Raw genomic sequence first — 13,280 nt, 5'->3', positions numbered from 1 at the left:
CACGGGCGGGCGAAAGCACGCCCCGGGCGGCTTCAGCACACCGTCCAATAGCGGGCGTTCCCCGTGACCCGGCGCCGCGGGAGGTGTGCGCAATGTCGATCTCGTGGTGTCGCCCCCGGGGCCGGCGTTCGAACGCCGGCCCCGGGGGCGGTGGGAGGTGGGAACCAGGACTCGGGACGGGCGGGCACCGGGGACCTCACGGGCCGGGGGGCCGATGACGTTCGTGCCCTGGGATGTGCCGCCCTGCCCCGCGGGGCGGGTCAGGGCGGCGATCGTGGGTTGTTGCCGGGGGCGTCGCGCCGGGATCCGTCGTCCCGGGCCGCCGGCGTCGGCGAGGGGCCGGGGTTCGGCTTCGGGGGTTCCGGCTGGGCGGCGGACGGGGCGGGTGGCACCGGGGGCGGGGGCGGATCGCCGAAGCCGGCGCCGATGAGGTCGTCGAACTCGGCGCGGACGAGATCGGGGTCGCCGCAGATTAGTTCGGTGAACGCTTCGTCGAACCCGCGGTCCCATTCCGGGGACAACGCGGTGCCCGCCTGCGCTACGGGATTGCTGGTCATGCCGGTCACCACCCGCCACATCCGGTCTTACAGGGAGGAGCTGACGTGCCGAACCACCAGGTCAGCCGGTGATCACCGGCTGCTGGGTGCGCTCCCGCCCGGCTACAGTGATCTTGCGAGGCTTGGCCTTCGCCGCGATCGGGATCCGCACGACCAGCACGCCGTCGTCATACGCGGCGTCGATGTGGTCGGTGTCCAGCGCGTCGCCGAGCAACAGTTGCCGGGAGAACACTCCGCGAGGGCGTTCGCTCAGCTGCATCGTGGCCTGCTCGCGCAGGTCGATCGGGCGGCGTTCGGCGCGCACGGTCAGCACGTTGCGTTCCACCCCGATGTCGATCGCGTCGGCGTCGACCCCGGGCAGGTCGAAGGCGATCACGAACTCGTCGCCGTCGCGGTACGCGTCGGCGGGCATCGCCGTCGGCCGCGACCAGGTCCCGGTCGCCGGGGCTCCGAACAGCTGCTGGGCGAGCCGGTTGACCTCGGTGAAGGGTTCGCTGCGCATCAACATGGTCCCCACCCCCTGCGTTGCGACTTCGGCTGTCAATGCGCGTTGCTGTCTTTCTAACACGTCGTCATTGCGATGACAAGCAGGACGTCAACAATAGGACGACGCTGTCGAACACCTGGGAAGTGGACGGGGCCGGCCTCGACCGGGTTGGGAACGGAGGGTCCCGCATCCGTCCGCGGCGAGCCGAATACTCCGTCCCTGCTCCCCGAAGCCGTCACCGGCGGCCGGTGCGGACACGACAAGCCGGCGAAGCCGCCGGTAGATGGTGTTTTGACCCGTAGCCCTTGGGCTCCGGCGCTGACAGCGCCGGGGCCCTCGTGATCGGGGTGACATGGCACAACCCGGCGACATGCTCGACGACGATGACTATCCCGCCTGCACGATGGGTCGCGCCGCGGAGATCATCGGCTGCACGCCGGACGTCCCGCGCCGGCTCGGGGACGCGGAACTGATCGATCCGATCCTCGTTCGCTCACCTCCGCGGTCCCGGCGATCACCCAGGGGGGCCGTTCCGCACCGGAACCGGTACGGTCTTCGGCGTGGGCGCGATCAAACCGTGGCATCTGCTCTGCTGTCTGCTCGTCGTCATCGCGATCATCGGGATCACGGCCGCCATCGCCGCGGCCGGCCGGCGGAGGTAGCACCGGCTACGCCGACAGTGCGCCATCCGCCCCCAGCGCCAGTATCACCAGCTCGCCGTGGTGGTCCGTGGCGGTCAGCCGGTGGTCGTCGAGCCGGGTGAGGGCCGCTATCCCGTACCCGAACTCCCCGATCACCCGCGGCCCCGCCGGGATCCCGGTCCAATCCAGCGTCCACGAGAACAGCCGGAAGTCGAACGAGGCCGCCACCACCACCGGGGCGTCCGGGGAGCCGAGCACCTCGACCGCCTTCACCGGTTCCGGGGAGTGCAGGGTGATGCCCCTCTCGACCGTCGAGCCGTCGCCGACCAGCATCACCCGGATCGCCCGATGGGCCGCCGACACCGCCACCCGGTCGGCGAGGGCCGCGACCGTCGCCACCCGGGTCTCGTGCTCCCACATCGGGTGCCGGTCGCCGGTCGTGCCGGCGGTCACGATCCGGCCGGTGGCCGCCAGCATCCCGCCGCGGAACGGCGTGGACGGCTCGGCCGGCGGGATGCCCGGGTCGATGCCGGCGCCGGTGGCCAGGTCGACCAGGTGCGGCCGGCCGCCGAAGGTCGCCGCCGCCACCAGCGAGCCGGCGACGGCCAGCGAGCGGGGCCAGAGCCGGGCCTCACTGCTGCGCCACTGCGGGCGGCCGGCCGGGTCGAGGGCGACCAGGGCCGGGTCGTACGTGCCGGCGATCAGCGACGTGCCGTCCGCCGACCAGGTGATGCCCCGCAGCGGCGTGTCGCCCAGCCGCACCGAGCGGATCGGCAGCAGGCCGGGGTTGAGCAGTTCGAGCGCGCCGTCGTCGCCGGCCAGCGCCAGCGTCGACCCGTCGGGGGACCACGCGCAGTCCTCGACCGCGGCACCCGGCACGTACGTGATGCGGCCCGGGTCGCGCCACAGGTCACGCACCGCCACCACGCTGTCCGCCCCGATGGTCGCCACCAGGCCGTACGGGCTGATGGTCAGCCGGACCGCGTCGTCGAGCTCGCCCAGGTACGTCTCGCCGAAGGCGTCCCACACGGCGGCGCGGGACGAGTCGATCTGGCAGAGCAGGTGCTGGCCCTCCGGCATCCAGGCGACCGCGGTGACCGGGCCGGGATGGCCGGAGAGCACCTTCATCAGCGAGGGCGGCCGGTCGTCGACCACGCGCCACACCGCCGCCGTGCCGTCGGCCGCGCCGGTCGCCAGGAGGTCGGCGGCCGCCGGGTTGAAGGCCACCGACAGCACCGCAGCGTTATGGGCGAACTCGGTCATCCGGACCGGGCGCTGCGGGTCGGTGGTGTCCCACACGATCACCCGCCGATCATGCGAACCGCTGGCCAGACGGAGTCCGTCGGCTCGGAAGGCGACACAGCTGATCGGCGCGGCGTGCGCCGGTCCCCTCGATCCGACCGTCACCCGAACCATGCTGGACATCGACAGAGCGTGAGTCAATACACAACTTTGACAGAACCCACCGGGGTGTAAAGCGGAGCCTCGTGCCGGCCGGGCAGTTCGGCCCGTTTCAGCACGTCGCGGAGGCGGTTCTCCTCCTCGGCGCGATCGCGGTACCAGGCCGCGCCCCACACCCGGTAGAGGTCCCAGCCGAGCCCGGCGAGCACCTTCGCGCGCAACCGGTCGCGATCGCGCGCCACCGGGCAGCCGTGGTACATCGCGCCGTCGCACTCGATGCCCAGCAGGAACGAGTTCGTGCCCGGCCGCACGACGCCGAGGTCGAGGCGGTAGCCGGCCGAGCCGACCCGGGCGCGTACCTCGTAACCCCACGATTCGACGGCCGCGCGCACCGATTCCGCCAGCGGGCCGAGCGGTTGGTCGCCGTCGGCGCGGCGGATTCCGCCGCGTTCGCAGAATTCCAGGTACGCCGCCAGGTACCGGACGCTTTCGCCGGCGTTCTCGGGTACGTCGTGCGAGCGGATCGACGACACGATCTCCACCCGCCGGCGGGCCCGGGTGATCGCCACGTTCAGCCGGCGCCACCCGTTGGGGCGGCTCAGGGCGCCGAAGTTCGCGCTCATCCGGCCGTGCTCGTCGTACCCGTAGCCGACCGAGAAGATCATGATGTCCCGTTCGTCGCCCTGCACCGCCTCCAGGCTCTTCACGAAGAAACCGTGCAGCCGGTCGCCGTCGAGCAGCCGGTCCAGCCCCGGGTGGTGGGCGACCGCCTCGGAGAGCGCGTACTCGATCGCCTCGGCCTGCGCGACCGAGAAGGTGACCACGCCCAGCGACAGGTCCGGCCGCGTGGCGAGGCTCTGCACCACCCGGTCGGCGACGATCGCCGCCTCGGCCGGGTTGTCCCGGCTGCTGCCCCGCCGGTAGACGCCGTTGGCCGGGATCAGGTGCACGCCGGTGTCCGCCCGCTCCTCGTCGGCGGCCGGGAAGGTGACCAGCCGCCCCTGGTAGAAGGCCTGATTGGCGAAGGCGATCAGCGCCTCGTGCCGGCTGCGGTAGTGCCAGGCCAGGCCGAGGCCGGGGAACGCGCCGCAGGCCTTGGCCAGTTCGAGGATGGACTGGAAGTCGCTGACGTCGGTGCCGCCCTCGGCGACCGTCTCGAAGAACGAGGTCGGCGGCAGCTGCTTGTCGTCGCCGGCCGCGACCAGCGCCGCGCCGCGGTAGATGCAGTTGATCGCGTCGGCGGGCGTGACCTGCGACGCCTCGTCGAAGATGACCACGTCGAAGCCGATGTCGGCGGGCAGGAACTGACTCACCGCCAGCGGCGACATCAGGAAGCAGGGCTTCATCGCCAGCACCGCCGTCCGGCATTTTCCGAGCAGATTGCGTACGGCGAGGTGCCGGGTTTCCTTCATGCCCTCGCGGCGCAGCAGCGCGACCTCCTCGGCGGGCAGGCCGGCGGCCCGGCGAGCGGCGAGCGCCGTGGCGATCCGGCCCGGCGCGGTCGCCTCCAGCTCCTCGTCCCGTGCCCGGAACTCGGCGACGAGGTGGTCGCGCTCCTCGGCCCGCAGCGGTTCGAGCCGCTCGTCCCGGTGCAGCACGTCGTCGGCCCAGGCCCGCAGCAGCGCCCGTTCGAGCACGTCCCGCAGCTGCGCGGGCGGGACGCGGGTGTCCGCGCAGAACCGGACCGCCGCGTCCAGCCCGTACGCGGCCAGCACCTCGCGCGCCGCGACGTGGCTGAACCACTCCTCCTGCCCGCGCGAGTCCTCGCGCAGCTCCCGCAGCAGCCCCGGCCCCCGGTCGTAGTCGTCGAGCGCCCGGGTCAGCTGGTCCCGCCGCCCGGCCGCGAAGGCGTTGGTCACCGCGTCCCGGGCGATGAGCCACGCGGCGGCCTTCTCGGCGAGCGTGGTGGAGTGCTCGGCTCGCCCGTCCCGCAGGGCGCCGGCCTGTGCCTTCGTCAGCGGGTGCCCGGCCAATGCGCGGGCCCGCTCGGCCCAGTCGATCGCCGTCGCCTCGGCCCGCTCGTCCACCTCCCCGGCCGAGGCGGGCAGGTCGCGCGCCGCGTCGACGGCCGCCTGCCGCAGTTCGGCCAGCCGCCGGGCGCCGGCCAGGTCGAGGGTGCGGCCGGTGGCCTCGTCGTACGCGCTCACCACCCGCGCGGCGGCCCGCAGCGGCGCCACGCCGGCGCGCAGCCAGGCGATCGCGTCGCGCACCGCACCCTGGGCCAGCTCGGGCCGGGCGGCCGGCTCGGGCGCGGGCCGCAGCGCCGCCTGCCACCGGGCCACCGCCGCCTGGACCGCGGCCGCCGCGCTGAGCAGGCCGTCGTCCGGGCGGGGCGCGCAGACGTGGTCGATCACCGCCGGCACGGCCTGCGGCGGCGTCCAGCGGAGCAGGTCGGTCGCCGTCTGCAGGGCGTCGCCGAGCACGGTGAGGTCGGTGGTCGCGTCCCGCCAGTAGCGGCCGAGGGCGGGGGCGTGCTGCCGTTCCAGCGAGATCAGCTCGGCGCGGGCGGCCCGCCAGGCGATCGCCAGGTTGAGGTGGGCGACCGCCTCGGACGAGGAGACCGACGGCAGCGCGAACGACGCGACCGCCTCGTAGTCCCGGCGGTACGCGCCGAACAGCTTGCGCAGGCCGCGGTGCACCCGGGTGAGCCGGTCGGCCAGTTGCTCGACGGGCTGGTCGAGGATCGCCTCGTGGAAGTAGCGGCGGGCCTGCCCCTCGGCCACGGTCAGCGCCTCCACGCCCCGGCGCAGCGCGGCCGCCGCCGCGGTGGCCTTGGCCAGCGCGCCCGCCCCGAACCAGAACGGCTCCGGCCGGTTCGGCCGCCCGCCGAGCTCGGCGATCGCGACCACCCGGCCCACGTCGGCGAAGGTCGTGGCGGCCGGCAGGGTGAGCGCCTCGGCGACCCGGGCCAGGTCGCGCATCCGGTCCTCGAGCAGGGTCGCGTCGGCCTCGAAGCGGCGGGCCAGTCCGGTGGCGGCCTCGGCGGTGAGCGGGCCGGGGTCGACCGCGGGCGGGCGCAGCGCCGGGACGGTCACCTCGGGCAGGTCCTCGCCGGGCAGGTCGTCCCACTCGACGCCGGCCGCGGCCCGGACCGCCTCGCGGGCCTGGCGGAGCCCGGCCAGCTTCCGGCCGCGCTCGGCGGCGGCGTGCCGCACCGGGCGCAGGCTGGAGGCGGTCAGCCACGCGTCGGCGACCCCGGCCGGCCGCTGGGCGGCGTGCGCGGCCAGCGCGGCGAGTGCGGCCGCGCCGGAGGGGCGGGCCAGGTCGAAGGCGTCGGCGAGCACGGCCTGGCGGGCGGCCGCGCGGGAGAGTTCGCGCAGCGCGTGCTCGGCGCGTTCGAGGCGGCCGTCGAGCGGGTTCCGGTCGGTGACCTCGCGCCAGGTGTAGTCGTCGCCCTGCGTCGCGGGCCGCCAGGAACGGGCGAGCCGGTCGGCGGCGTCCCGCACTTCCCGCAGCGCGTCGGGGGTGAGCGAGGGCCAGTCCGGGATGGGCGCGGGCCGGGCCGCGGCGGGCGCGGGCGCGGACGTGGCGAGCGCGGACAAGGCCGGGGCGGGCGCGGTGGGCACGTCGGCCAGGCGGGCGCAGCGGCCGAGGATGTCGTGGAGACTTGTCCCGAGCGGCTCGCGGATTTCGTTCATGGCCTCGGCGTACGCGGAAAGCCTTTGCCGGGAATCGCGCGGGTCTCCGTGCAGCTTGCCCGCCGCCGGCGAAATGGGCGGCTCGTCCAGGGCCGTTGCCAGACCGCGGGCGACCTCCTTGCGGGTGGCCTTGTTGCTGTGCAGTTCGAGGAGCCAGCCGTCGAGGCCGACCGAGGCGAGGCGGTTGCGGACGACCTCCAGCGCGGCCGCCTTCTCCGAGACGAACAGGACGCGTTTCCCGGCGTGCAGCAGGCAGCCGATCATGTTGGCGATGGTCTGCGACTTGCCGGTGCCGGGCGGGCCGTCCAGCACGAAGCTGTGCCCGGCGACCGCCGCCGCGACGCAGGCGCGCTGGGAGGCGTCCGCGTCGAGCACGAGCGGCACGTCCTCCGGCGGCGCGAGCCGGTCCACGTCGGCGGCGGCGATCGGCGTGCACCCGGGCTCGCCGTCGCGGGCGGCCAGCGCCCGGACGATCGGGTGCTCGAGGATGCGCTCCTCGTTGTCCCGCAGGTCCCGGTACATCGCCTCCTTGTGGAAACTGAAGGTCGACAACAGCACCGATTCCTCGACCCGCCAGCCGTCCCGCCCCGCGATCGCCGCTCGCGTGCGGGTCAGGAACTCCGGCAGGTCCAGATCGGCGAGCGACTCCACCGCCGGCAGATCGACGCCGAGCAGCCGCAGCCGCAGGGTGAGCGCCGGGTTGACCACCGGGTCGTCGTCCCGCCCGCGCAGCTTCGGCAGGTCGGCCGGGCCGGCCGCGGTCAGCTCCACCGGCAGCAGCAACAGCGGGCTGGTGAACGGTGCGTCGTCCTCGTCGCGCCAGTGCAGCATGCCGATCGCCAGGTGCAGCGCGTCCACACCCCGGTCGAGAAAATCCTGGCGGGACTTGCGCATCAACCGTCGCAACACGTTTCCGAGCGGCTGCGCCGCGAGCTGCGTACGGAAGAACTCGCCCTCGCCGGTGAACCCGTGGTCACCGCCGGCCCGCAGCGCCCGCACGATCACCTGCGGCGGCGGCCCGGCGATCTCCACGGCCCCGGTCTCCGACCGCCGGTAGTTGATCAGCCGGTTCCCGGCGTCGAGGTTCACCAGGCCGTCCCGCCAGGAGCGCAGGGCGGCCGCGGTGCCGTTTTCGGGCGTCATATACCGATTTCACCAACGACGGGCGGTAACCGCTGGCGTTTCGCGAGAAAGCTTCGTTCCGGCGGTTGTCCACGCCGCGCGGCTCCCCCTCGGCCGACCTGCGGATCTGCCGTGAGTACAGGCACGACGACGCCTCCGACCTGACGTGGGCTCAGAAGGTCTGGCACTCGGCACGCCACCACGCGACCGAGCAGAACGCGACCCATTCCCGGCGTAACGCACCGACCACGTCGCCCTCCGCGGTGGGGTTCCGTCCGGTGCCCGGCATCAGCGCCGTGCTCGATTCGGTGCGACGGGTTCGGGTGTCTGGTCGACTTCGGCGAAGAGGGTCGCCGCGCGTGCGCCGGTGGCGTGGGCCAGGCGAGTGGTGCTGGTGATTCCCGATGCGACGATGATCAGGCCGAGTGCGGTCAGGAGCCACCAGACGGTCCGGGCGGCGTGCAGGTACGCCGCGCCGCCGTGGTCGGCGGGCGCGCCCGCGATCGCGCCGGCCAGCCCGACGCCGAGGGTGGTACCGGTCTGGCGTCCGACGGAGGCGACCGAGCCGGCCACGCCGGACATCGAGCGTGGCATCCCGGAGATCGCGGTGTTCGTGATGGGCGGGTTGACGGCGCCGAGGAAGACCCCGAAGCAGACGAACCCCGTCACGACCAGCGCTGCTGGGGTCGCCGGGGAGAGCCGCACGAAGACGGCGCTTCCCCCGGCCAGCGTCGCCCCGGCCACCACGAGCGGAAGTCGCGGCCCCGCCGAGCCGGTCAGCCGTCCCGCCAGTGGCGCCACGGCAAGCACGACGACGCCGAGCGGGACCAGGGCGAGGCCTGCTTGGAGCGCCGACAGGCCGCGCACGACCTGGAGGTACTGCGTCGTGAGGAACAGGAAGGCACCGAAGCCGCACATCGCGCACAGTGCGATCACGATGGCGCTGCTGAACGGCACGCTGCGGAACAGTCGCAGCTCCAGCAACGGGTCATGACGCCGGGGCTCGTAGGCGACCAGGGCGGCCAGCGCGACCACCGCGATGGCCAGCAGGCCCAGGACCAGTGGCGAGCCCCAACCTTGTGGACGCGACTCGATGACGGCGGAGACGGCGCAGCCGAGCAACACGACCACGAGCACTTGCCCGACCGGGTCGAAGCGGCGGGCCCTGGCCCCGCGCGACTCGGGCACGAAGAACGCGGCGAGCCCGATCACCGCCACGGCGATCGGGACGTTCACCCAGAAGACCGCGTGCCAGCCGAGCGTCCCGACGAGGAATCCTCCCAGGACCGGGCCGAGCACCAGCGCGAGCCCGGACATCGACGCGAACACGCCGACGGCCCGGGCGCGTTCGGCGGCGCCGGTGAAGGTGTTGGCGATGATCGCTATCGCGACCGGGTTGAGCATCGTCCCGCCGATCCCTTGCAGGACGCGGGCGGCGACGAGCCAACCGGTGCCGGGCGCCAGCGCGCACAGCAGCGAGCCGAGAGCGAAGACCGCCAGCCCGATCTGGAAGGTACGCCGGCGCCCGTAGCGGTCCGCGCTCGAGCCGGCGAGCACCAGGAAGCAGGCCAGCACGAGGGTGTAGGCATCAACGGTCCACTGCAACCGCGCGGTTGTGGCGTGCAGGTCGCGCTGGATCGCGGGGAGGGCGACGTTGACGATCGAGATGTCCATGACGACCAACACGATGGACACGCAGCAGATCGCGAGAACGAGCCGGGGACGGACGGGGCGCTGAGCGGGTTTCGGCATGGACCGGACGCTAGGATCTAGAGCGTGGTCGAGGTCAAGGAAGAGATCGTCCCCGTGGCCGGTCCGGTGCCCGCGGCCGGTCTGTCGATCGGCGAGGCGGCCCAGCGCACCGGGGTGGGCATCCACACCCTGCGCTACTACGAGCGTGCCGGCCTGGTGATCACCCCGGTCGGCCGCACCACCGGCGGCAGCCGTCGCTACGGCCCCCTGGACCTGAAGTGGATCGTGATCTGCACCAAGCTCCGCGCCACCGGCATGCCGATCAAAGGCATCCGCCGCTACGCCGAGCTGGTTGCCGCCGGCCCCGGCAACGAGCAGGAACGGCTCGAACTCCTCGAAGCACACCGCAAAGCCGTACGCGAGCAGATCGCGGCCCTGGAGACCAACCTCGAGCTGATCGACCGCAAGATCGACGTCTACCGCGGCCACCTCGCCGCCGGGGAGGCCGACCGACTCTGGGCACCGATCCCGTAACACGGAGCCCCCGCGCTGGGGTGCGGTGGTCCCCGAGTACGTGGGTCGGTATCCGGCGGGGCGGGGTCGTCCCGTACGCAATAGGCCGAGTGACTGTCTCACCTGGAGTGACCCGGCGCTTACGCTGGAAGATCGAGATCGAGCGTGGGGGAGGCGCGGTGCCGGGCAAGAAGACGGGACAGCTGGCGCTGGTGGTGCTCACCTTGTCGAGTGCGGTCGCGGGCGCGATTCTCGGCGCGGTGGTGCAGAACGAGATCACCGGGCCGCGGCGCTTGGAGGACATGGCGGTTATGCTGCTGTGCCTCACGGTGATCGGGCTGGCCGCCGCGGTGGTCGCGATGTCGCGGAGCACGCAGCAGTCGGTGGAGGATCTGTTCCAGGTGCTCGACATCACCGTGCGCTGTCAGATGCTCAAGGACGTCAACGAGTACCGGTCGCCGGGTGATGACCTGGTGGTGCGGGCGTTCCAGGAGGCGCAGCGGGAGATCCTGGTGCTCGACCGGGTCACCGAGAGCGGCGTCCGGCCGGACATCGCGATGCAGTCCAACGTGATGGCCTGGCACCTGGACGCCATCCTGGACCGGGTGGAGAAGGCGGGCATCCGGTACCGGCGGTACTGCCAGGTGCCGGACACCGAGTCGCCGTTCGCGTTCGCCGAGGCCGGGTCGTCGCAGTCGGAGAGCACCTTCGCGCGGCACTGCGTCCGGATGTGCGAGATGCACTCCGCCGGGCGGGACGTGTCGCTGCGGGTGACGCCGACCAGCTTTCCGTACAAGTTTCTCATCATCGATCGCAAGGTGCTGATCCTGCAGTTGCAGGAGCTGTGCGAGACCGACGACAACGAGCGCGAGCCGCGGACCATGTGCGAGCTGGTCATCTCCGACCCGCGCGGCCAGCTCATCCAGCATTTCCTCGGCATGTGGGTCCAGCTCGAGGGGCACCACCGCACCCGGTCGCTGGACGCGCGGTCGGCCGAGATGACGATGCTGCGGTCCTCGCTCGGCCGGTGAAGCCCGTTGTGCGGGCGAGGCATGCTGGCGGGATGCTCCGCCGCCTGATCCTGCTGTCGGCCGCCGCGCTGCTGGTGCTGAGCGCCTGCATGCCCCCGCCGCCGCCGAGCCTCGTCGACGGGCCGCTGGTCGAGATGTGGCGGCTGCCGTCGCCGCTTCCGGCGCCCGCCGGCCGGCAGTGGGCCTTCGTCGACGACCAGCGGGGCTACCTCGGCGAGGGTCGCCGGCTGGTGTCGTTCGACCTGATCCGCGGCGTGATGCATTGGGAGGCCGACCTCCCGGCGCCGTACGCGGTCACCGCCGGCTCCGTGCGCGTGGGCGAGTCAGCGGTGGTGGTGCGCAGCCCGTCCGGTTCGGTTCTGGCCCTCTCCGCCTACGACGGGCACACTCTCTGGGAGCAGGCCGGCACCCAGGCCGTCCTCGGCGGGACCGACCCGGGTGCCTTCGTGTTCGTCGCCGGGTGCGGGCGGTCCGGCTGCGACCTCACACAGCGCGACCAGATCAGCGGAAAGGTCGTGTGGCGCCGCCACCGCACCGGACCGGTGGTGGACATGATGGATGCCGGCCCGACGATGGGCGGCGTCTACCTGTTCGGCCCGCGAACGCTCTCGTTGGTCGACGCGGCCGACGGCAGCACCCGCTGGTCGCTCCCGCGGCCGCCCGGCGCGGGCGTGATGCCGTTTCCGGGCCTCGACCGGACCGTCCTCGTCACGCCGCCCGCGCTGCCCGTCTGCACGGCCACCTTCCGCGGCGTCGAGGACGGCCGGATCGTCTGGACCCGCACCGCCGCCTGGGACGACGCCGGCGCACCGGCCGCGCCGTGCGGCTACGACCCGGCCCGGTTGACGGCCGACATCAATGGCCCGCTGATCCCGGTCGAGGGCGCGTTCCTCCGGCTCGACGCCCGTTCCGGGGCCGTGCGGTCGACGCCGCGCGAGCCCGGTCAATACCTCGTGTCCGGCGGGCACGACGAGATCACCTGGACACCCGGCGTCGGCTACCGCGGCCGTGGGCCGGGTGGCCCGGTCGGTCCGCTGGCCGTCCCGCCGCCGGCCGACGGTCACCCGTGGGCCGAGGGCCACGGCACCGTCTGGGTGCTGGCCGCGGGCTCCGGCGTGGTCGCCTGCCGCTTCGACGGCGGCCTCCTCTGGTCGCACCCGGCCCCCACCCCGGTTCTCCTCGCGCCGAACCGTCTGATCTATCTGGACGGCTCGACCCTGGTGGCCGTCGGCGTCAAGGACCGGAAGCGTTAGCCCCGATTTCGGCGATCCGGCTGACCGCGACGGCCCGAGATCTACGCTCAGGGCGAGATGAGGAGCGTTGCGATGGGCAAGGGACTGCGTACGACCGTCGGGCTGAAGCTGGCCATCCTCGGCGGCACCGGAGTGGCGGTCGCGCTGGCCATCGGCCTCGCGACCTACCTCAGCCTGGGCGGCGTGCGCTCGTCCAGCGATCTGCGCGTCGTGCTGAACAAGGCGAACGCGCTCCTGATCGATCTGGACATGCAGGAGAGCAACGTGCAGATCGCCGAGCGGGACGCGCTGCTGGCCACCGATGACGCCACTCGCACCGCGGCCACCGGCCAGCTCGCCGGGATCAAGCAGGCCGCGGCCGCCGACTGGGCGGCCGTGCTGGCGCTGCCGGTCGGCGGCGACGTGCGCGCCAGCCTGGACGCTCTGCACAGCGACTACGACGCCTACCTGAAGGGCGTCGACGCGCAGATGCCGGTCATCTTGGCCACCGACCCGGCGAGCGCCGCGGCCGTCACCCTGCTGAAGGCCGAGGCCGCGCGGGCCCAGGCCGTCGAAGACAAGATCACCGCGACGCGGGAACTCGCCCAGCGGCAGGTCGACGCGGCCCGGACCGCCTCGGATCACGCGATGGCCCGGCTCAAGACCACCATCGGCGTCGCCCTGGTGCTGGGTCTGTCGGCCCTGGTGACGATCTCCCTGGTCGTCTCCCGGTCGATCACCCGGCCGCTGCAGAGCATGGTCGTCGCCCTGGGCCGGGTCGCCGACCGTGACCTGACCACCGCCGTCGACGTGCGCAGCAATGACGAGGTCGGTCAAATGGCGGCTGCCCTGGCCACGGCGCTGACGTCGATGCGCGAGGCGGTGGCCACGGTCGGGGAGACCTCGTCGGCGCTGGCGGGCGCGTCGGACGAGTTGACCGCGGTGGCCACCGAGCTGGGTCAGGCG

General features: G+C 73.2%; 9 protein-coding genes. 4 read left to right on the top strand and 5 right to left on the bottom strand.

Going from position 1 to position 13,280, the window contains the following annotated elements; all coding sequences use genetic code 11:
* Positions 1–260 precede the first annotated feature (260 nt).
* The 5 genes from IH26_RS0148065 to IH26_RS0148040 form a co-directional block, all read right to left on the bottom strand.
* Entirely contained in the window at positions 261–557 is a 297-nt protein-coding gene (locus tag IH26_RS0148065; RefSeq protein WP_157437781.1) for a hypothetical protein, read from the bottom strand.
* 61 nt (positions 558–618) lie between these two features.
* The gene (locus IH26_RS0148060) at positions 619–1,065 is read right to left on the bottom strand and encodes an Hsp20/alpha crystallin family protein (RefSeq protein WP_030443022.1); all 447 of its coding nucleotides are present in this window, start codon (positions 1,063–1,065) and stop codon (positions 619–621) included.
* A 647-nt stretch (positions 1,066–1,712) separates the two neighbouring features.
* Complete coding sequence (locus tag IH26_RS0148050) at positions 1,713–3,110, bottom strand: WD40 repeat domain-containing protein (protein WP_084599788.1); 1,398 nt, start codon at positions 3,108–3,110, stop codon at positions 1,713–1,715.
* 14 nt (positions 3,111–3,124) lie between these two features.
* A complete protein-coding gene (locus IH26_RS0148045) occupies positions 3,125–7,867 on the bottom strand; it encodes a DUF4011 domain-containing protein (protein WP_030443020.1) in 4,743 nt (1,580 codons plus the stop codon).
* Between the two features lie 267 nt (positions 7,868–8,134).
* Positions 8,135–9,598, bottom strand: coding sequence for an MFS transporter (locus IH26_RS0148040; RefSeq protein WP_034217748.1), 1,464 nt, complete (start codon positions 9,596–9,598; stop codon positions 8,135–8,137).
* Between the two features lie 24 nt (positions 9,599–9,622).
* On the opposite strand from IH26_RS0148040, the gene IH26_RS0148035 reads away from it, so the two are divergent.
* The 4 genes from IH26_RS0148035 to IH26_RS0148020 form a co-directional block, all read left to right on the top strand.
* On the top strand, positions 9,623–10,072 hold the full coding sequence (locus IH26_RS0148035) for a MerR family transcriptional regulator (protein WP_245666024.1): 450 nt from the start codon (positions 9,623–9,625) through the stop codon (positions 10,070–10,072).
* A 107-nt stretch (positions 10,073–10,179) separates the two neighbouring features.
* Positions 10,180–11,082, top strand: a complete 903-nt coding sequence (locus tag IH26_RS0148030; protein ID WP_157437780.1) for a hypothetical protein — start codon at positions 10,180–10,182, stop codon at positions 11,080–11,082.
* 32 nt (positions 11,083–11,114) lie between these two features.
* Positions 11,115–12,335, top strand: coding sequence for an outer membrane protein assembly factor BamB family protein (locus tag IH26_RS0148025; protein ID WP_030443016.1), 1,221 nt, complete (start codon positions 11,115–11,117; stop codon positions 12,333–12,335).
* A gap of 72 nt (positions 12,336–12,407) precedes the next feature.
* Positions 12,408–13,280 (top strand): HAMP domain-containing protein (locus IH26_RS0148020; RefSeq protein WP_030443015.1); only part of this gene is annotated, 873 nt, incomplete at its 3' end.

This window comes from Actinoplanes subtropicus (genome assembly GCF_000721705.1).
Lineage (GTDB): Bacteria > Actinomycetota > Actinomycetes > Mycobacteriales > Micromonosporaceae > Actinoplanes > Actinoplanes subtropicus.
The sequence above is the reverse complement of the archived record's forward strand: the minus strand, read 5'-3'. Positions and strand labels throughout refer to the sequence as shown.

What these genes read in the sequence shown, in the direction of transcription:
- IH26_RS0148050 (WP_084599788.1), bottom strand. Translation starts at nt 3,110, where the DNA reads ATGTCCAGCATGGTTCGGGTGACGGTCGGATCGAGGGGACCGGCGCAC.
- IH26_RS0148025 (WP_030443016.1), top strand. Translation starts at nt 11,115, where the DNA reads ATGCTCCGCCGCCTGATCCTGCTGTCGGCCGCCGCGCTGCTGGTGCTG.
- IH26_RS0148065 (WP_157437781.1), bottom strand. Translation starts at nt 557, where the DNA reads ATGACCAGCAATCCCGTAGCGCAGGCGGGCACCGCGTTGTCCCCGGAA.
- IH26_RS0148060 (WP_030443022.1), bottom strand. Translation starts at nt 1,065, where the DNA reads ATGTTGATGCGCAGCGAACCCTTCACCGAGGTCAACCGGCTCGCCCAG.
- IH26_RS0148045 (WP_030443020.1), bottom strand. Translation starts at nt 7,867, where the DNA reads ATGACGCCCGAAAACGGCACCGCGGCCGCCCTGCGCTCCTGGCGGGAC.
- IH26_RS0148040 (WP_034217748.1), bottom strand. Translation starts at nt 9,598, where the DNA reads ATGCCGAAACCCGCTCAGCGCCCCGTCCGTCCCCGGCTCGTTCTCGCG.